The following is a 17952-nucleotide window of genomic DNA, read 5'->3' on the forward strand; positions in this document are numbered from 1 at the left end:
AATCTGATCGCAGGTCAGATTGATGGCTGGTGGCCTGTGTGCCACCGGCCTTTTTCCGTTCCGGCCTGATCTCGGGCCGATCGGATCCACTCCGAGAGAGTGAGCAAGACAAGGTCTTGCAAGCATTTTCAGGCTGTCCCGTCAGGGGGAGCCAATCAAGCAGGTGACCAAGCTGGGGAACGCTGATGGCTTACTCATATACTGAGAAAAAACGTATCCGCAAGGACTTTGGCAAACTGCCGCATGTGATGGATGTTCCTTATCTGCTGGCAATCCAGCTGGATTCCTACCGGGAATTCCTGCAGGCCGGCACGGATAAGGACAACGTTCGTGATATCGGTCTGCACGCGGCCTTCAAATCTGTTTTCCCCATTATCAGCTATTCCGGTAATGCGGCGCTCGAATATGTCGGTTACCGGTTAGGTGAGCCGGCTTTCGATGTCAAGGAATGTGTGCTGCGCGGCGTGACCTATGCGGTCCCGCTGCGGGTGAAAGTGCGCCTGATCATCTTTGATCGTGAATCGGCCAGCAAGGCGATCAAGGATATCAAGGAGCAGGAAGTCTACATGGGTGAAATCCCCCTGATGACTGAAAACGGTACCTTCGTCATCAACGGTACCGAGCGCGTAATCGTATCCCAGCTGCACCGCAGCCCGGGGGTGTTCTTCGACCACGATCGTGGCAAGACCCACAGCTCCGGCAAGCTGCTGTACTCCGCCCGCGTGATTCCTTACCGTGGGTCCTGGCTGGACTTCGAGTTTGATCCCAAGGACGCCGTATTCGTTCGTATCGACCGCCGCCGCAAGCTGCCGGCATCGGTGCTGCTGCGCGCGCTGGGTTATCAGACCTCTGAAATCCTCGATATCTTCTACGACACCAATAAGTTCGAAGTGCATGGCGACACCCTGCAGCTGGAGCTGGTACCCCAGCGTCTGCGCGGCGAGATCGCAACCTTTGACATCAGCGATGGCAAGGGCAAGGTCATTGTCGAGAAAGGCCGTCGGATCACCGCGCGCCATATCAACCAGCTCGAGAAGGCCGGCATCACCAGCCTGGAAGTCCCCTACGACTACCTGATTGGCCGTACCATCGCCAAGGCTGTGGTGCACCCGGCTACCGGCGAGATTCTGGTTGAGTGCAACGTCGAAGTGACCGCTGACCTTATCGACAAGCTGGTCAAGGCCCAGGTCGATCATATCGAAACGCTGTACACCAACGATATCGACTGTGGTCCGTTCATCTCCGACACCCTGCGCATCGACAATACCACCAGCCAGCTCGAGGCCCTGGTGGAAATCTATCGCATGATGCGTCCCGGCGAGCCGCCGACCAAGGATGCTGCCGAGACCCTGTTCAACAACCTGTTCTTCAGCAGCGATCGTTACGATCTGTCTGCCGTTGGCCGCATGAAGTTCAACCGCCGCATCGGTCGTGAAGAGATCGAAGGTCCTGGCGTGTTGAGCAAGGAAGACATCATCGAGGTTCTCAAGACCCTGGTTGATATCCGTAACGGCAAGGGCGTGGTTGACGATATCGACCACCTGGGTAACCGTCGTATCCGCTCCGTCGGCGAGATGGCCGAGAACCAGTTCCGCGTAGGTCTGGTGCGAGTCGAGCGCGCGGTGAAAGAACGTCTGTCCATGGCCGAAAGCGAAGGCCTGATGCCGCAGGATCTGATCAACGCCAAGCCGGTTGCGGCGGCGGTGAAGGAATTCTTCGGTTCCAGCCAGCTGTCCCAGTTCATGGACCAGAACAACCCGCTGTCCGAGATCACCCACAAGCGCCGCGTCTCCGCGCTTGGGCCAGGCGGTCTGACCCGTGAGCGTGCCGGCTTCGAAGTGCGTGACGTGCACCCGACTCACTACGGTCGCGTCTGCCCGATCGAAACGCCGGAAGGTCCGAACATCGGCCTGATCAACTCCCTGGCGACCTATGCGCGGACCAACGAGTATGGCTTCCTGGAAAGCCCGTACCGCCGCGTCAAGGATACCGTCGTTACCGACGAGATCGTGTTCCTGTCCGCCATCGAAGAAGCCGACCATGTCATCGCCCAGGCCAGTGCCGAAGTGCGTGATGGCAAGCTGGTTGAAGAGCTGGTGGCCGTGCGTCACATGAACGAATTCAGCGTCAAGGCGCCGGAAGAAGTCACCCTGATGGACGTATCACCACGTCAGGTCGTGTCGGTCGCCGCCTCGTTGATCCCGTTCCTCGAGCATGACGATGCCAACCGCGCCCTCATGGGTTCGAACATGCAGCGCCAGGCCGTGCCGACCCTGCGTGCCGAGAAGCCGCTGGTAGGTACCGGCATGGAGCGCAACGTGGCACTGGACTCCGGTGTCTGCGTCACCGCCCGTCGTGGTGGTGTGGTCGACTCGGTCGATGCCAGCCGTATCGTTATCCGCGTCAACGACGACGAAGTGGAAGCGGGCGAGGCCGGTGTGGATATCTACACCCTGACCAAGTACACCCGTTCCAACCAGAACACCTGCATCAACCAGCGTCCGCTGGTGAAGAAAGGTGACGTGATCGCTGCTCGTGACATCCTGGCTGATGGTTCCTCCGTGGACATGGGCGAACTGGCCCTGGGCCAGAATATGCGTGTGGCCTTCATGCCGTGGAACGGCTACAACTTCGAAGACTCCATCCTCGTTTCCGAGCGGGTGGTGCAGGAAGACCGTTTCACTACTATCCACATCCAGGAACTGACCTGCGTTTCCCGTGACACCAAGCTGGGGCCAGAGGAAATCACCTCCGATATCCCCAACGTCGGTGAAGCCGCGCTGGGCAAGCTGGACGAGGCGGGTATCGTCTACGTCGGCGCCGAAGTCGGCACCGGCGACATTCTGGTCGGCAAGGTCACGCCCAAGGGCGAAACCCAGCTGACCCCGGAAGAGAAGCTGCTGCGCGCGATCTTTGGTGAGAAGGCGTCTGACGTCAAGGACACCTCCCTGCGCGTGCCGACCGGTACCAAGGGTACGGTCATCGACGTTCAGGTGTTCACCCGTGATGGCGTCGAGCGCGACTCCCGCGCCCTGGCCATCGAGAAGGAACAGCTGGACGAGATCCGCAAGGACCTGCAGGAAGAGTTCCGCATTGTCGAAACCGCGACCTTCGAGCGTCTCAGCGCTGCGCTGATCGGCCACACTGCCGAAGGCGGTGCTGGCGTCAAGAAGGGCACCGAGCTGACCGCCGAGATTCTCGCCGGTATCGAGCGCGGCCAGTGGTTCAAGCTGCGCATGAGCGAAGATCATCTCAACGAACAGCTGGAGCTCGCCCAGGCCTACCTGATCGACCGCCGCAAGCTGCTCGACGAGAAGTTCGAAGACAAGAAGCGCAAGCTGCAGCAGGGCGATGACCTGGCGCCGGGCGTACTCAAGATCGTCAAGGTGTACCTGGCAATCAAGCGTCGCATCCAGCCGGGTGACAAGATGGCGGGTCGTCACGGTAACAAGGGTGTCATCTCGGTCATCATGCCGATCGAAGACATGCCCCATGACGAGAACGGCACGCCGGTGGACATCGTCCTCAACCCGCTGGGTGTACCGTCGCGGATGAACGTCGGGCAGATTCTGGAAACCCACCTGGGCCTCGCGGCCAAGGGTCTGGGCGAGAAGATCAACCGCATGCTCGATGAGCAGCGCAAGATCGCCGAGCTGCGCGAGTTCCTCGACGAGGTGTACAACAAGGTGGGTGGCCGTCAGGAAAACCTGGATGCCCTGAGCGATCAGGAAATCATCGACCTGGCGAACAACCTGCGTGCCGGTGTACCTATGGCTACCGCCGTCTTCGACGGTGCCGAGGAACACGAAATCAAGCACATGCTGCGCCTGGCGGACCTGCCGGACAGTGGTCAGATGCGCCTGTACGATGGTCGTACCGGCAATGCCTTCGATCGCCCGGTCACCGTCGGTTACATGTACATGCTCAAGCTGAACCACCTGGTCGACGACAAGATGCATGCCCGTTCGACCGGTTCGTACAGCCTGGTAACACAGCAGCCGCTGGGTGGTAAGGCTCAGTTCGGCGGTCAGCGTTTCGGGGAGATGGAGGTCTGGGCACTGGAAGCCTATGGTGCCGCCTACACCCTGCAGGAAATGCTTACCGTCAAATCGGATGACGTCAATGGCCGGACCAAGATGTACAAGAACATCGTGGACGGTGACCATCGCATGGAGGCCGGCATGCCCGAGTCCTTCAACGTGCTGGTCAAGGAGATTCGTTCTCTGGCCATCGATATCGACCTGGAATCCGAATAACCCCCGACTGCCCACGTCTCGGGCGGCGTGATCCGCCGCCCTTGAGACACTGCGAGGAGTATAGGCCTTGAAAGACTTATTGAACCTGCTCAAGTCCCAGGGACAAGTTGAAGAGTTCGATTCCATTCGAATCGGCTTGGCGTCCCCGGAGATGATCCGGTCCTGGTCCTACGGCGAAGTGAAAAAGCCGGAAACCATCAACTACCGTACCTTCAAACCGGAGCGTGACGGCCTGTTCTGCGCCAAGATCTTTGGCCCGGTAAAGGACTACGAGTGCCTGTGCGGCAAGTACAAGCGCCTCAAGCACCGTGGCGTCATCTGTGAAAAGTGCGGCGTCGAAGTCGCGCTGGCCAAGGTGCGCCGTGAGCGCATGGGCCACATCGAACTGGCCTCGCCGGTTGCCCACATCTGGTTCCTGAAATCCCTGCCGTCCCGGATCGGTCTGCTGCTGGATATGACCCTGCGCGACATCGAGCGGGTGCTGTATTTCGAAAGCTACGTCGTGATCGAGCCCGGTCTGACCACGCTGGAGAAAGGTCAGCTGCTGAACGACGAGCAATACTTCGAAGCGCTGGAAGAATTCGGTGACGAGTTTGACGCCCGCATGGGTGCCGAAGCGGTCTTCGAACTGCTGACCGCCATGGATCTGGATCACGAGATCAGTCGCCTGCGCGAAGAGATTCCGCAGACCACCTCGGAAACCAAGATCAAGAAGCTGTCCAAGCGGCTGAAGCTGATGGAAGCCTTCCAGGGTTCCGGCAACAAGCCGGAATGGATGGTCATGACCGTACTGCCTGTGCTGCCGCCGGACCTGCGTCCGCTGGTACCACTGGACGGTGGCCGTTTCGCGACCTCCGACCTGAACGATCTGTATCGCCGGGTGATCAACCGTAACAACCGCCTCAAGCGCCTGCTCGACCTGTCGGCGCCGGACATCATCGTGCGCAACGAAAAGCGCATGCTGCAGGAATCGGTTGATGCGCTGCTGGACAACGGCCGTCGTGGCCGTGCCATCACCGGCACCAACAAGCGCCCGCTCAAATCCCTGGCTGACATGATCAAGGGTAAGCAGGGTCGTTTCCGTCAGAACCTGCTGGGTAAGCGGGTGGACTACTCCGGTCGTTCGGTGATCGTGGTCGGTCCGACCCTGCGTCTGCACCAGTGCGGTCTGCCCAAGAAGATGGCGCTGGAGCTGTTCAAGCCGTTCATCTTCGGCAAGCTCGAGCACCGTGGCCTGGCGACCACCATCAAGGCCGCCAAGAAGATGGTCGAGCGCGAGCTGCCGGAAGTGTGGGACATCCTCGCCGAGGTTATCCGCGAGCACCCGGTCCTGCTGAACCGTGCACCGACCCTGCACCGTCTGGGTATCCAGGCGTTCGAGCCGGTCCTGATTGAAGGTAAGGCCATCCAGCTGCACCCGCTGGTCTGTGCTGCCTACAACGCCGACTTTGACGGTGACCAGATGGCCGTGCACGTACCGCTGACGCTGGAAGCCCAGCTGGAAGCGCGTGCGCTGATGATGTCCACCAACAACATCCTGTCCCCCGCCAGCGGTGAGCCGATTATCGTGCCGTCGCAGGACGTGGTACTGGGTCTGTATTACATGACCCGTTCGCGGATCAACGCCCGCGGCGAAGGCATGCGCTTCACCAGTATTGCCGAAGTCGAAATGGCCTACCGCAGTGGCCACGTCGAGCTGCACTCGCTGGTCAAGGTGCGCCTGGAAGAGACCATCAAGCACAAGGACGAGAGCTGGACCACCGAAACCCGCATCGTCGACACCACTGTCGGCCGCGCGTTGCTGTTCCAGATCCTGCCCAAGGGCCTGCCCTTCGAGCTGGTTGACCAGCCGCTGAAGAAGAAGGCGATCTCCAAGCTGATCAACACCAGCTACCGGGTCGTGGGTCTGAAAGAGACGGTGATCTTCGCTGACCAGTTGATGTACACCGGCTTTGCCTACTCGACCATTTCCGGTACTTCCATCGGTGTGAACGACTTCGTCATCCCCGATGAGAAGGCGCACATCATTGAAGGCGCTACCGCTGAAGTGAAGGAAATCGAGGACCAGTACGCCTCCGGTCTGGTTACCGCTGGCGAGAAGTACAACAAGGTTATCGACTTGTGGTCCAAGGCCAACGACGAGATCTCCAAGGCGATGATGGACAACCTCAAGTCCACCCGCGTGCTGGATCGCGATGGCAATGAGGTCGAGCAGGAGTCCTTCAACTCCATGTACATGATGGCTGACTCCGGTGCCCGGGGTTCCGCGGCCCAGATCCGTCAGCTGGCAGGTATGCGTGGCCTGATGGCCAAGCCGGACGGCTCGATCATCGAAACGCCGATTATCGCCAACTTCCGTGAAGGTCTGAACGTACTCCAGTACTTCATCTCGACCCACGGTGCCCGTAAGGGTCTGGCCGATACCGCACTGAAGACGGCGAACTCCGGTTACCTGACCCGTCGTCTGGTTGACGTGGCCCAGGATCTGGTGATCACCGAGGTGGATTGCGGCACCGACCAGGGTCTGGTCATGAAGCCGCATATCGAAGGCGGCGACATCGTTGAGCCGCTGGGTGAGCGCGTACTGGGTCGAGTGATCGCCCGTGACGTGGTCAAGCCTGGCACCGATGATGTCATCGTCAACGCCGGCACGCTGATCGACGAGCAGGGTGTCGAGTTCCTCGAGATGAACAGTGTCGACGAAGTGATTGTCCGCTCGCCGATCACCTGTGAAACCCGCTACGGCGTGTGCTCCACCTGCTACGGTCGCGACCTGGCACGTGGTCACCAGATCAATATCGGTGAGGCGGTCGGTGTTATCGCAGCCCAGTCGATCGGTGAGCCGGGTACCCAGCTAACCATGCGTACCTTCCACATCGGGGGTGCGGCAAGCCGGACAGCGGCCCAGGACAGCATCCAGGTCAAGAGCGCTGGTACCATCCGTCTGCATAACCTGAAGCACGTGATTCGGGATGACGGTCAGCTGGTCGCGGTATCGCGTTCCGGTGAGCTGGCTCTGGCGGATGAATTCGGTCGCGAGCGCGAGCGTTACAAGCTGCCCTACGGTGCGGTGATCTCCATTCACGAAGGCGACCAGGTCCAGGCCGGTCAGGTCGTGGCCAAGTGGGACCCGCACACTCACCCGATCGTTACCGAGATCGCCGGTACCGTACAGTTTGTGGGCATGGAGGAGGGGATCACCATCCGCCGCCAGACCGACGAGCTGACCGGTCTGAGCAACATCGAAGTGATGGCGGTGCATGAGCGTCCGTCCGCTGGTAAGGACATTCGTCCGACCATGAAGCTGGTCGGCGCCGACGGCAAGGAACTGATGCTGCCGGGCACTGACGTGCCGGCGCAGTACTTCCTGCCCGAGAAGACCCAGGTCAACCTGTCCGATGGCGCGCAAGTGACTATCGGTGACGTGCTGGCACGTATTCCCCAGGAAACGTCCAAGACCCGCGACATCACCGGTGGTCTGCCGCGTGTTGCCGACCTGTTCGAAGCGCGTCGTCCGAAGGAGCCGTCGATTCTGGCAGAAGTCAGCGGCACCATCTCCTTCGGCAAGGAAACCAAGGGCAAGCGTCGCCTGGTCATTACCCCGGTCGATGGCAGCGATCCGTACGAGGAGCTGATTCCGAAGTGGCGTCACCTGAACGTGTTCGAAGGTGAACAGGTTACCAAGGGTGAAGTTATCTCCGACGGTCCGAGCAACCCGCACGATATCCTGCGTCTGCTGGGTGTCAGCGAGCTGGCCAAGTACATCGTCAACGAGATCCAGGACGTGTACCGCCTGCAGGGTGTGAAGATCAACGACAAGCACATCGAGGTGACCATTCGCCAGATGCTGCGCAAGGTCGAGATCACCGAGTCCGGCGACTCCAGCTTCATCAAGGGTGACCAGGTTGAGCTGACCCAGGTGCTGGAAGAGAACGAAGCCCTGGCTGCCCAGGACAAGTTCCCGGCCAAGTACGAGCGCGTCTTGCTGGGTATCACCAAGGCATCGCTGTCGACCGAGTCGTTCATCTCCGCGGCCTCCTTCCAGGAGACCACCCGGGTATTGACCGAGGCTGCCGTTACCGGCAAGCGCGATCACCTGCGTGGCCTGAAAGAGAACGTGGTGGTCGGTCGTCTGATTCCGGCGGGTACCGGTTTGGCCTACCATGCCGAGCGTAAGCGTCAGCGCATGGCTGACAAGCCGACCAAGGTCAGCGCCAGTGAAGTGGAGCAGGCGCTGTCGGATGCGCTGAATTCCAGCGGTAACTGATCAGTGTCACCCGTCGTGGACCACGGCGGGTGCGCTTGACGATGGGGGGAGGTCTCTATAGAATTCCGTACCCCTAAAATAGGCGGGGCATTTTGCCCTGCCGTTTTATTTAATATGTCCCAGGGACATCAGTGGAGTTTTGCTAGATGGCAACAATCAACCAGCTGGTTCAAAAGCCGCGCAAGCGTGTTGCTGAAAAAAGCGACGTGCCCGCGCTGCAGAACTGCCCGCAGCGTCGTGGAGTATGTACTCGCGTATATACCACCACGCCGAAGAAGCCGAACTCGGCTCTGCGTAAGGTCTGCCGCGTACGCCTGACCAACGGCTTTGAAGTTTCTTCCTACATTGGTGGTGAAGGCCACAACCTGCAAGAGCACAGCGTCGTTCTGATTCGCGGCGGCCGTGTGAAGGACTTGCCGGGTGTGCGTTACCACACTGTTCGCGGTTCGCTGGACACCTCCGGTGTCAAAGACCGTAAGCAGGGTCGTTCCAAGTATGGCGCCAAGCGTCCTAAGTAAATTTGAATTCATCTAACCTGAGTCGATAAGAGTAAGGTCAGGCGTAACGAAAGTGTTGCAGTCCTGAGCTAACCTGAAGACCGTTTGAGGGCTTATCATGCCAAGACGTCGTGTAGCGGCAAAACGCGAGATCCTGCCAGAACCTAAATATGGCAGCCAGATTCTCGCCAAATTCATGAACCATGTAATGGAAAGCGGCAAGAAGTCGACCGCAGAGCGCATCGTGTATGGCGCCCTGGACAAGGTCAAAGAGCGCACCAAGACTGATAATCCAGTAGAGCTGTTCGAAAAGGCGCTGGATGCCATTGCCCCCCTGGTCGAGGTCAAGTCCCGCCGTGTTGGTGGTGCCACCTATCAGGTTCCGGTTGAAGTGCGTCCCTCCCGTCGCAATGCCCTGGCAATGCGCTGGCTGGTAGATGCTGCCCGTAAGCGTGGCGAGAAGTCGATGGATCTGCGCCTTGCCGGCGAACTGCTTGACGCCTCTGAAGGCAAAGGTTCTGCGGTCAAGAAGCGTGAAGACGTGCACCGTATGGCTGAAGCCAACAAAGCCTTTTCTCACTATCGCTTCTAAACAACGACTCAGGAGACTATCGTGGCTCGTACAACCCCGATCAATCTGTACCGAAATATCGGTATTTGTGCGCACGTCGATGCGGGCAAAACCACAACCACGGAGCGGATCCTGTTCTACACCGGCGTCAACCACAAGATGGGTGAGACCCATGATGGCGCCAGTACCACTGACTGGATGGCTCAGGAGCAGGAGCGTGGTATTACCATTACCTCTGCTGCTGTAACCGCCTTCTGGCAGGGTTCCGAGAAGCAGTACAAGCAGCACCGGGTCAACGTCATCGACACCCCCGGCCACGTAGACTTCACCATTGAAGTAGAGCGCTCGCTGCGCGTACTCGACGGCGCGGTCGTGGTGTTCTGCGGCACCTCCGGTGTTGAGCCTCAGTCCGAAACCGTATGGCGTCAGGCCAACAAGTACGGCGTGCCGCGCATCGTTTACGTGAATAAGCTGGACCGTCAGGGTGCCAACTTCCTACGCGTCGTCGAGCAGATCAAGAAGCGCCTTGGCCACACGCCAGTGGCAATTCAGCTGCCGATCGGCTCTGAAGAAAACTTCGTTGGCCAGGTAGATCTGCTGCGCATGAAGGCGATCTACTGGAACGATGCCGACATGGGTATGACTTTCCGTGAGGAAGAGATCCCTGAGGATATGGCCGAGCTGGCTGCGGAATACCGTGAGAAGCTGGTAGAGGCCGCCGCTGAAGCCAATGAAGAGCTGATGAACAAGTATCTGGAAGGGGGCGAGCTGACTCTCGAAGAGATCAAGGCTGGTCTGCGTCAGCGTACCCTGGCCAGTGAGATCGTTCCTGCTGTCTGTGGTTCTTCGTTCAAGAACAAGGGCGTGCCGCTGGTACTGGACGCTGTTATCGACTTCCTGCCGGCTCCGGACGAAGTGGCCGCTATCAACGGCGTGCACCCGGACGACGACGAGAAGACCGACCAGCGTATCTCCAGCGACGACGAGCCCTTTGCTGCCCTGGCATTCAAGATTGCTACCGACCCCTTCGTTGGTACCCTGACCTTTGTTCGCGTGTACTCCGGCGTGCTGTCTTCCGGTGACTCGGTGATGAACTCGGTCAAGGGCAAGAAGGAGCGCGTCGGCCGTATGGTGCAGATGCAGGCCAACAACCGCGAAGAGATCAAGGAGGTTCGCGCGGGCGATATCGCTGCCCTGATCGGCATGAAGGACGTCACCACCGGTGACACCCTGTGTGATCTGGACAAGCAGATCGTGCTCGAGCGGATGGACTTCCCGGAGCCGGTAATCCACGTTGCCGTTGAGCCGAAGACCAAGGCTGACCAGGAAAAAATGGGTATTGCACTGGGCAAGTTGGCCCAGGAAGATCCCTCCTTCCGTGTGCGCACCGACGAAGAGTCCGGCCAGACCATCATTGGTGGTATGGGCGAGCTGCACCTGGACATTCTGGTTGACCGCATGAAGCGCGAGTTCAATGTTGAAGCCAACATCGGTAAGCCGCAGGTGGCCTACCGTGAAGCCATCCGCAACACCTGCGAAATCGAAGGCAAGTTCGTGCGCCAGTCCGGTGGTCGCGGCCAGTTCGGTCACGTCTGGATCCGCTTCGAGCCGGCTGATGAGGCCGCTGAAGGTCTGGTCTTCGCCAGCGAAGTGGTTGGTGGTGTGGTACCCAAGGAATACATCCCTGCGGTACAGAAGGGCATTGATGAGCAGATGAAGAACGGTGTTCTCGCCGGCTACCCGCTGCTCAGCCTCAAGGCAACCATCTTTGATGGTTCCTATCATGATGTTGACTCGAACGAAATGGCGTTCAAGATCGCCGCTTCCATGGCCACCAAGCAGTTGGCCCAGAAAGGCGGTGCTGTTCTGCTCGAGCCGATCATGAAAGTTGAAGTAGTGACGCCCGAAGACTACATGGGTGACGTGATGGGTGACCTCAACCGTCGTCGTGGTCTGGTTCAGGGTATGGAAGACTCTCCCTCCGGGAAGGTGATCCGTGCTGAGGTTCCGCTGGGTGAAATGTTTGGTTACGCCACGGATGTCCGCTCCATGTCCCAGGGACGTGCCAGCTACTCCATGGAGTTCTCCAAATACGCCGAGGCTCCCTCGAATATCGTTGACGCTATCATCAAGAAGCAAGGCTGATTGCTTCCTGGCTAATTGAAGAGGTTACTAATCGTGGCAAAAGAAAAGTTTGAACGCAGTAAACCGCACCTGAACGTGGGCACCATCGGTCACGTTGACCATGGCAAGACCACTCTGACCGCTGCTCTGACCCGCGTTTGCGCCGAAGTATTCGGCAGCGCTGGCACCTCCAAGGGCTACGACAACGTAAAACTGGTTGTTACCCTGATCGCTCCGATCGCCATGGAAGACGGCCTGCGCTTCGCTATTCGCGAAGGTGGTCGTACCGTTGGCGCCGGCGTGGTTGCCAAGATCATCGCTTGATGATCTGAGCCATACGCAAAAGCCCCCGAGAGATCGGGGGCTTTTGTATTATGGTTGACACTGGACTGGCGCATCAGTAGAATTGCGCCTCCCTTGATGGGCGTGCCCGCGTTTGGGTGTGCTCGGAAGAATAGAAGCTTGGAGTTTCTGGTCAAATGCAGAACCAACAGATTCGTATTCGGTTAAAGGCTTTTGACCATCGCCTGATAGATCAATCAACCCAGGAAATCGTGGATACCGCGAAACGTACTGGGGCTCAGGTGCGTGGTCCAATTCCTTTGCCGACACGCAAAGAGCGTTTTACCGTGCTGATTTCTCCGCACGTCAACAAAGATGCCCGGGATCAATATGAAATCCGTACCCATAAGCGGGTGCTGGATATCGTTCAGCCTACCGACAAGACTGTCGATGCGCTGATGAAACTGGACCTTGCAGCTGGCGTTGAGGTTCAGATCAGCCTCGGCTGATAGCCCCACACGACGGGGGCTATCCAGCCGTGTAACGCCCTGAAATGGGCGGCCATAGCGGGTAATAGCCCCGTGCACTCATGAGGTTTACAACATGACTATTGGTGTAGTCGGCCGGAAATGCGGTATGACCCGCGTTTTCACTGAAGATGGTGTTTCCATTCCTGTTACGGTGGTTGAAGTCGAACCTAACCGTATCACTCAAGTAAAGTCCCTTGATTCGGACGGCTATCAAGCTATTCAGATCACCGTGGGTGAGCGTCGCGCCAGTCGCGTCAGCAAGCCGATGGCCGGGCATTTTGCCAAAGCCAATACTGCTGCAGGCCGCAGCGTATGCGAATTCCGCCTGGAAGACGGTGCTGAATTCGAAGCTGGTGCAGAAATCACCGTAAGCATTTTCGAAGCGGGCCAGAAAGTAGACGTTACCGGTCAGTCCAAAGGTAAGGGCTTTGCCGGTACCATCAAGCGCTGGAATTTCCGCGGACAGGATGCCACTCACGGCAACTCCGTATCCCACCGTGTTCCAGGTTCCATTGGCCAGTGCCAGACCCCGGGTCGCGTATTCAAGGGCAAGAAGATGTCCGGTCACATGGGCGCTGAACAAGTGACTGTGCAGACCCTGGAAATCGTACGCGTTGACGCCGAACGTAATCTGCTGCTCATCAAGGGTGCAGTGCCCGGCGCGCCAGGCAGTGACGTAGTTGTCCGCCCGGCAGTCAAGGCCAAGGGTTAAGGGGGAGTTAGCATGAATCTGAATGTAGCTGGTGCAAACGCGATCGAAGTATCCGATCTGGCCTTTGCCACCGAGTTTAACGAGACCCTGGTACACCAGGCCGTTGTCGCCTACATGGCTGGCGGTCGTCAGGGCACCAAGCAGCAGAAGACCCGTTCTGAAGTGTCCGGTGGCGGCAAGAAGCCCTGGCGTCAGAAGGGTACCGGCCGTGCACGTGCTGGTACTATCCGCAGCCCGATCTGGCGTGGGGGCGGTACCACTTTTGCAGCCCGTCCGCGTGATCACGAGCAGAAGCTGAACCGGAAAATGTATCGTGGCGCCATGCGCTCGATCCTGTCCGAGCTGGTTCGCCTTGATCGTCTGGTCGTGGTTGAGAGCTTCTCCGTTGAAGCGCCCAAGACCAAGGCCCTGGTTGGCAAGCTCAATGAGCTCAACCTGGAAAACGTGCTGATCGTTACCGACAGCCTGGATACCAACCTGTATCTGGCTGCACGCAACCTGCCACACGTCGACGTACGGGACGTGCAGGGTTCAGACCCGGTCAGCCTGATCGCTTACGACAAGGTACTGATCACCGTACCTGCTGTTAAGAAGTTCGAGGAGATGCTGGGATGAACCAAGAGCGCATTTTCAAAGTACTGCTTGGCCCGCATGTATCCGAGAAGGCTACCGTGCTGGCTGAAAGCAATAGCCAGATTGTGTTCAAGGTGGATACCACTGCGACCAAGCTGGAAATCAAGAAAGCCGTTGAGCAACTGTTCAACGTCAAGGTTGACAGCGTGTCGACCCTGAATGTCAAAGGCAAGACCAAGCGAACCGTTCGCGGCCTGGGCAAGCGTAATGACTGGAAGAAGGCCTATGTCAGCCTGCAGCCCGGTCAGGACATCGACTTCGCCAGCGCTGAATAAGAAAGGGGTACATCATGGCAATTGTTAAATGTAAACCTACTTCCGCTGGCCGCCGCTTCGTCGTAAAGGTCGTTAGCTCGGACCTGCACAAGGGTGCTCCTTATGCGCCCCTGCTCGAGAAGCAAGGCAAGTCCGGTGGACGTAACAACAATGGTCGCATCACCACGCGTCATCGTGGGGGCGGTCATAAGCAGCACTACCGTCTGGTCGACTTTCGTCGCAACAAGGATGGCATTCCCGCCATCGTTGAGCGTATCGAATACGATCCGAACCGTACCGCTCATATTGCTCTGCTGAAGTATGCCGATGGCGAGCGTCGCTACATCATCGCGCCGAAGGGCGTGACTGCTGGCGATCAGCTGGTATCGGGTGCTGAAGCGCCGATCAAGGCAGGTAACTGTCTGCCGCTGCGCAATATTCCGGTGGGTAGCACCATTCACGCGATCGAACTGAAGCCCGGCAAGGGTGCTCAGGTTGCTCGCAGCGCCGGCGCCTCCGTGCAGCTGGTTGCCCGTGAAGGTTCCTACGTAACCGTTCGCCTGCGTTCCGGCGAAATGCGCAAGGTCCTCGGCGAGTGCCGTGCCACCCTGGGTGAAGTATCCAACGGTGAACACAGCCTGCGCTCCCTGGGCAAGGCCGGTGCCACTCGCTGGCGCGGCGTACGTCCGACCGTTCGTGGTGTTGCCATGAACCCGGTTGATCACCCCCATGGTGGTGGTGAAGGGCGTACTTCTGGTGGTCGTCATCCGGTGTCGCCGTGGGGCTTCCCCACCAAGGGTGCCAAGACTCGGTCCAACAAGCGCACTGACAATATGATTGTCCGTCGTCGCAGCAAGTAATTAGAGGGGAAACGACGTGCCGCGTTCTCTGAAGAAAGGTCCTTTTATCGATCTTCACCTGTTGAAGAAGGTCGAAGTTGCAGCAGAAAAGAACGATCGCAAGCCGGTTAAAACCTGGTCGCGCCGCTCAATGGTTCTGCCGCAGATGGTTGGTCTGACCATCGCAGTACACAACGGTCGTCAACATGTTCCGGTTATCGTTACCGAAGACATGGTCGGTCACAAATTGGGCGAATTCTCTGCTACGCGTACCTATCGCGGTCACGCGGCAGACAAGAAAGCCAAGCGCTAAGGGGTTAGGAAGATGGAAGTAGCCGCTACCGTTAAGGGCGCCCGACTCTCTGCCCAGAAAGCTCGCTTGGTCGCCGATCAGATCCGCGGGAAGAAGGTGGACGAGGCCCTGAATCTGCTGACTTTCAGCAACAAGAAGGCCGCTGATGTCATCAAGAAAGTGCTGGAGTCGGCAATTGCCAACGCTGAGCACAATGATGGCGCAGACGTGGATGACCTGAAGGTCTCCACCGTGTTTGTCAACGAAGGTCGCTCTCTGAAGCGCATCATGCCGCGTGCCAAAGGCCGCGCTGATCGCATCGTAAAGCGGTCTTGCCATATCACGGTCAAGGTTGCTGACAAGTAGGAGTCGATCACATGGGTCAGAAAGTACATCCGACAGGCATTCGCCTCGGTATCGTTAAACAGCACACTTCGGTGTGGTATGCAGATGGCCGCACCTATGCGGACTATCTGAACACTGACCTGAAAGTACGCGCGTACATTCAGGACAAATTGAAAAGCGCTTCTGTCAGCCGCGTTGATATTCAGCGTCCGGCCCAGACCGCCCGTATCACCATTCACACTGCCCGTCCGGGCATCGTGATTGGCAAGAAGGGTGAAGACGTCGAGAAGCTGCGTCAGGAACTGACCAGCCAGATGGGCGTTCCGGTGCACATCAACATCGAAGAGATCCGCAAGCCGGAGCTCGACGGTGCCCTGGTTGCCCAGAGCGTTGCCCAGCAGCTCGAGCGTCGCGTCATGTTCCGCCGCGCGATGAAGCGTGCTGTACAGAACGCCATGCGTATTGGTGCCAAGGGTATCAAGATCCAGGTTAGCGGCCGTCTTGGCGGCGCCGAGATCGCCCGTACCGAATGGTACCGTGAAGGCCGTGTGCCGCTGCACACTCTGCGTGCCGACATCGACTACGCAACGGCTGAAGCCCACACCACGTACGGTGTGATCGGTGTGAAGGTTTGGATTTTCAAAGGCGAGATCATTGGTGGTCAGCCTGAAGAAGTCAAAACCGTCGCGACCAAGAAAAAAGCTGCTAAGTAAGGGGTACGCACATGTTACAACCCAAGCGTACGAAGTTCCGCAAGCAGATGACCGGCCACAACCGTGGTCTGGCCCATCGCGGCAGTAAAGTGAGCTTTGGCGAATACGCACTCAAATCCGTCAGCCGTGGTCGTTTGACCGCCCGTCAGATTGAAGCGGCTCGTCGTGCTCTGACTCGTCACGTGAAGCGTGGCGGTAAAATCTGGATCCGTGTCTTCCCTGACAAGCCGATCTCCAAGAAGCCTCTCGAGGTGCGGATGGGTAAAGGTAAGGGTAACGTCGAATACTGGGTAGCCCAGATTCAGCCGGGCAAGGTCCTGTATGAGATTGAAGGTGTTTCCGAAGAGCTGGCGCGTGAGGCTTTTGCCCTGGCCGCTGCCAAGCTGCCCCTCGCAACCACCTTTGTTAAGCGGACGGTGATGTGATGAAAGCGACAGAACTTCGTGAAAAATCTGCCGAGCAGCTGAACGAGCAGCTGCTCACCCTGCTGCGGGACCAGTTCAATCTGCGCATGCAGAAGGCAACCGGTCAACTCGGTCAGAGTCATCTGCTCAAGCAGACCAAACGTGACATCGCTCGAGTCAAGACCGTGCTCAATCAGAAAGGTGGTAACTGATCATGGCCGAGAACATTACAGTTCGTACCGTTACTGGCCGTGTGGTCAGCGACAAGATGGACAAAACCGTTACTGTGCTCGTCGAGCGTCAGGTAAAGCATCCGCTGTACGGTAAGTACATGCGTCGTTCTACCAAGCTGCACGCCCACGACGAGAACAACGAATGCCGCATCGGCGATCTGGTTACTATCCGGGAAACCCGCCCCTTGGCCAAGACCAAGAGCTGGACCCTGGTGCAGATCGACGAGCGCGCGGCGCAAGTATAAGCCCCGCGCTGTTATAGCGGAATTTTCAAGGGTCGGAGAAAGTTATGATTCAGACTCAATCCATGCTGGATGTGGCTGACAACAGTGGTGCACGCCGCGTTATGTGCATCAAGGTTCTGGGCGGTTCTCACCGTCGCTACGCCGGCATTGGCGATATCATCAAAGTGACCGTGAAGGAAGCGATTCCGCGCGGCAAAGTAAAGAAAGGCCAGGTGCTGACTGCGGTCATCGTGCGTACCCGTCACGGCGTTCGCCGTACCGACGGTTCGCTGATCCGTTTCGATGGCAACGCTGCTGTTCTGCTCAACAACAAGAATGAGCCGATCGGTACCCGCATCTTTGGGCCAGTGACGCGTGAACTGCGTAATGAGCAGTTCATGAAGATCGTTTCCCTCGCGCCCGAAGTGCTGTAAGGAGCCCGGTCATGCAAAAGATCAAACGTGACGACGACGTAATCGTCATCGCCGGTAAAGACAAAGGCAAGCGTGGCAAGGTCCGTAAGGTCCTGGCCGACAACCGCCTGGTCATCACCGGTATCAACATTATCAAGCGCGCCACCAAGCCGAACCCCATGGCTGGTGTGCAGGGCGGTATTGTTGAAAAGGAGGCGCCAATCCACGTCTCCAACGTGGCTATCTTCAACCCTGAGACCAGCAAGGCCGATCGTATCGGCTTCAAGGTCGAAGAAGGTAAGAAGGTTCGTATTTTCAAGTCGACCCAAAAAGCGGTCGACGCTTGAGAATCTAGGTGCTTAC

The 17952-nt window shown here is 58.2% G+C and carries 18 protein-coding genes and 2 pseudogenes; all 20 read left to right on the plus strand.

Annotated features, from left to right (window positions below):
- The first annotated feature begins 185 nt into the window (after window positions 1–185).
- The 20 genes and pseudogenes from rpoB (at window position 186) to rplX (ending at window position 17936) form a co-directional block, all read left to right on the plus strand.
- On the plus strand, window positions 186–4256 hold the full coding sequence (gene rpoB, locus VG99_RS14420; RefSeq protein WP_044501092.1) for a DNA-directed RNA polymerase subunit beta: 4071 nt from the start codon (window positions 186–188) through the stop codon (window positions 4254–4256).
- Between the two features lie 67 nt (window positions 4257–4323).
- Window positions 4324–8523 (plus strand): DNA-directed RNA polymerase subunit beta', encoded by a 4200-nt coding sequence (gene rpoC / locus VG99_RS14425; RefSeq protein ID WP_044501094.1) that lies wholly within the window; start codon window positions 4324–4326, stop codon window positions 8521–8523.
- Window positions 8524–8669: 146 nt separating this feature from the next.
- Window positions 8670–9041: a 30S ribosomal protein S12 gene (rpsL, locus tag VG99_RS14430; RefSeq protein WP_036993737.1), complete on the plus strand. Its 372-nt coding sequence runs from the start codon at window positions 8670–8672 to the stop codon at window positions 9039–9041.
- 97 nt (window positions 9042–9138) lie between these two features.
- Complete coding sequence (gene rpsG / locus VG99_RS14435; protein WP_044501096.1) at window positions 9139–9612, plus strand: 30S ribosomal protein S7; 474 nt, start codon at window positions 9139–9141, stop codon at window positions 9610–9612.
- Window positions 9613–9633: 21 nt separating this feature from the next.
- On the plus strand, window positions 9634–11736 hold the full coding sequence (gene fusA / locus VG99_RS14440) for an elongation factor G (RefSeq protein ID WP_044501098.1): 2103 nt from the start codon (window positions 9634–9636) through the stop codon (window positions 11734–11736).
- Window positions 11737–11769: 33 nt separating this feature from the next.
- Window positions 11770–11898 (plus strand): annotated as a pseudogene (locus tag VG99_RS16235) (GTP-binding protein); the annotation flags it as partial.
- Between the two features lie 18 nt (window positions 11899–11916).
- A pseudogene (locus VG99_RS16240) lies at window positions 11917–12039 on the plus strand (EF-Tu C-terminal domain-related protein); the annotation flags it as partial.
- 155 nt (window positions 12040–12194) lie between these two features.
- Complete coding sequence (rpsJ, locus tag VG99_RS14450; protein WP_044501102.1) at window positions 12195–12506, plus strand: 30S ribosomal protein S10; 312 nt, start codon at window positions 12195–12197, stop codon at window positions 12504–12506.
- 94 nt (window positions 12507–12600) lie between these two features.
- A complete protein-coding gene (gene rplC, locus VG99_RS14455) occupies window positions 12601–13239 on the plus strand; it encodes a 50S ribosomal protein L3 (RefSeq protein WP_044501105.1) in 639 nt (212 codons plus the stop codon).
- 12 nt (window positions 13240–13251) lie between these two features.
- A complete protein-coding gene (gene rplD, locus VG99_RS14460) occupies window positions 13252–13854 on the plus strand; it encodes a 50S ribosomal protein L4 (RefSeq protein ID WP_044501108.1) in 603 nt (200 codons plus the stop codon).
- Complete coding sequence (rplW, locus tag VG99_RS14465; RefSeq protein WP_044501110.1) at window positions 13851–14147, plus strand: 50S ribosomal protein L23; 297 nt, start codon at window positions 13851–13853, stop codon at window positions 14145–14147. The genes rplD and rplW overlap by 4 nt, the downstream gene beginning before the upstream one ends.
- Before the next feature lie 14 nt (window positions 14148–14161).
- The gene (gene rplB, locus VG99_RS14470) at window positions 14162–14986 is read left to right on the plus strand and encodes a 50S ribosomal protein L2 (protein WP_044501112.1); all 825 of its coding nucleotides are present in this window, start codon (window positions 14162–14164) and stop codon (window positions 14984–14986) included.
- A 16-nt stretch (window positions 14987–15002) separates the two neighbouring features.
- Window positions 15003–15278 carry a 30S ribosomal protein S19 gene (gene rpsS, locus VG99_RS14475; protein WP_036993720.1) on the plus strand — a complete coding sequence of 92 codons (276 nt, stop codon included), beginning with the start codon at window positions 15003–15005 and terminating at the stop codon, window positions 15276–15278.
- Window positions 15279–15290: 12 nt separating this feature from the next.
- Window positions 15291–15623: a 50S ribosomal protein L22 gene (gene rplV, locus VG99_RS14480; protein WP_044501115.1), complete on the plus strand. Its 333-nt coding sequence runs from the start codon at window positions 15291–15293 to the stop codon at window positions 15621–15623.
- Window positions 15624–15634: 11 nt separating this feature from the next.
- Window positions 15635–16315 (plus strand): 30S ribosomal protein S3, encoded by a 681-nt coding sequence (gene rpsC, locus VG99_RS14485; RefSeq protein WP_044501119.1) that lies wholly within the window; start codon window positions 15635–15637, stop codon window positions 16313–16315.
- An 11-nt stretch (window positions 16316–16326) separates the two neighbouring features.
- Window positions 16327–16740 carry a 50S ribosomal protein L16 gene (rplP, locus tag VG99_RS14490; protein ID WP_036993714.1) on the plus strand — a complete coding sequence of 138 codons (414 nt, stop codon included), beginning with the start codon at window positions 16327–16329 and terminating at the stop codon, window positions 16738–16740.
- Window positions 16740–16931, plus strand: coding sequence for a 50S ribosomal protein L29 (gene rpmC, locus VG99_RS14495; protein ID WP_036993711.1), 192 nt, complete (start codon window positions 16740–16742; stop codon window positions 16929–16931). Before rplP ends, rpmC begins: the two co-directional genes overlap by 1 nt.
- 2 nt (window positions 16932–16933) lie before the next feature.
- Window positions 16934–17197 (plus strand): 30S ribosomal protein S17, encoded by a 264-nt coding sequence (gene rpsQ, locus VG99_RS14500; protein WP_044501122.1) that lies wholly within the window; start codon window positions 16934–16936, stop codon window positions 17195–17197.
- Window positions 17198–17241: 44 nt separating this feature from the next.
- Entirely contained in the window at window positions 17242–17610 is a 369-nt protein-coding gene (rplN, locus tag VG99_RS14505; RefSeq protein ID WP_036993708.1) for a 50S ribosomal protein L14, read from the plus strand.
- 11 nt (window positions 17611–17621) lie between these two features.
- Window positions 17622–17936 carry a 50S ribosomal protein L24 gene (gene rplX, locus VG99_RS14510; protein WP_044501124.1) on the plus strand — a complete coding sequence of 105 codons (315 nt, stop codon included), beginning with the start codon at window positions 17622–17624 and terminating at the stop codon, window positions 17934–17936.
- Window positions 17937–17952 lie beyond the last annotated feature (16 nt).

It is taken from the genome of Pseudomonas saudimassiliensis, assembly GCF_000939975.1.
In the GTDB taxonomy this organism is placed as follows: Bacteria; Pseudomonadota; Gammaproteobacteria; order Pseudomonadales; family Pseudomonadaceae; genus Halopseudomonas; species Halopseudomonas saudimassiliensis.

Bases quoted from the DNA above. Each gene is read 5' to 3' on its own strand.
- rpsG (WP_044501096.1), top strand. From the start codon at position 9,139: ATGCCAAGACGTCGTGTAGCGGCAAAACGCGAGATCCTGCCAGAACCT.
- rpmC (WP_036993711.1), top strand. From the start codon at position 16,740: ATGAAAGCGACAGAACTTCGTGAAAAATCTGCCGAGCAGCTGAACGAG.
- rplC (WP_044501105.1), top strand. From the start codon at position 12,601: ATGACTATTGGTGTAGTCGGCCGGAAATGCGGTATGACCCGCGTTTTC.
- rplV (WP_044501115.1), top strand. From the start codon at position 15,291: ATGGAAGTAGCCGCTACCGTTAAGGGCGCCCGACTCTCTGCCCAGAAA.
- rpsQ (WP_044501122.1), top strand. From the start codon at position 16,934: ATGGCCGAGAACATTACAGTTCGTACCGTTACTGGCCGTGTGGTCAGC.
- rpsC (WP_044501119.1), top strand. From the start codon at position 15,635: ATGGGTCAGAAAGTACATCCGACAGGCATTCGCCTCGGTATCGTTAAA.
- rpsJ (WP_044501102.1), top strand. From the start codon at position 12,195: ATGCAGAACCAACAGATTCGTATTCGGTTAAAGGCTTTTGACCATCGC.
- rpoB (WP_044501092.1), top strand. From the start codon at position 186: ATGGCTTACTCATATACTGAGAAAAAACGTATCCGCAAGGACTTTGGC.
- rplB (WP_044501112.1), top strand. From the start codon at position 14,162: ATGGCAATTGTTAAATGTAAACCTACTTCCGCTGGCCGCCGCTTCGTC.
- rplP (WP_036993714.1), top strand. From the start codon at position 16,327: ATGTTACAACCCAAGCGTACGAAGTTCCGCAAGCAGATGACCGGCCAC.
- rplW (WP_044501110.1), top strand. From the start codon at position 13,851: ATGAACCAAGAGCGCATTTTCAAAGTACTGCTTGGCCCGCATGTATCC.
- rplN (WP_036993708.1), top strand. From the start codon at position 17,242: ATGATTCAGACTCAATCCATGCTGGATGTGGCTGACAACAGTGGTGCA.
- rplD (WP_044501108.1), top strand. From the start codon at position 13,252: ATGAATCTGAATGTAGCTGGTGCAAACGCGATCGAAGTATCCGATCTG.
- rplX (WP_044501124.1), top strand. From the start codon at position 17,622: ATGCAAAAGATCAAACGTGACGACGACGTAATCGTCATCGCCGGTAAA.
- rpsL (WP_036993737.1), top strand. From the start codon at position 8,670: ATGGCAACAATCAACCAGCTGGTTCAAAAGCCGCGCAAGCGTGTTGCT.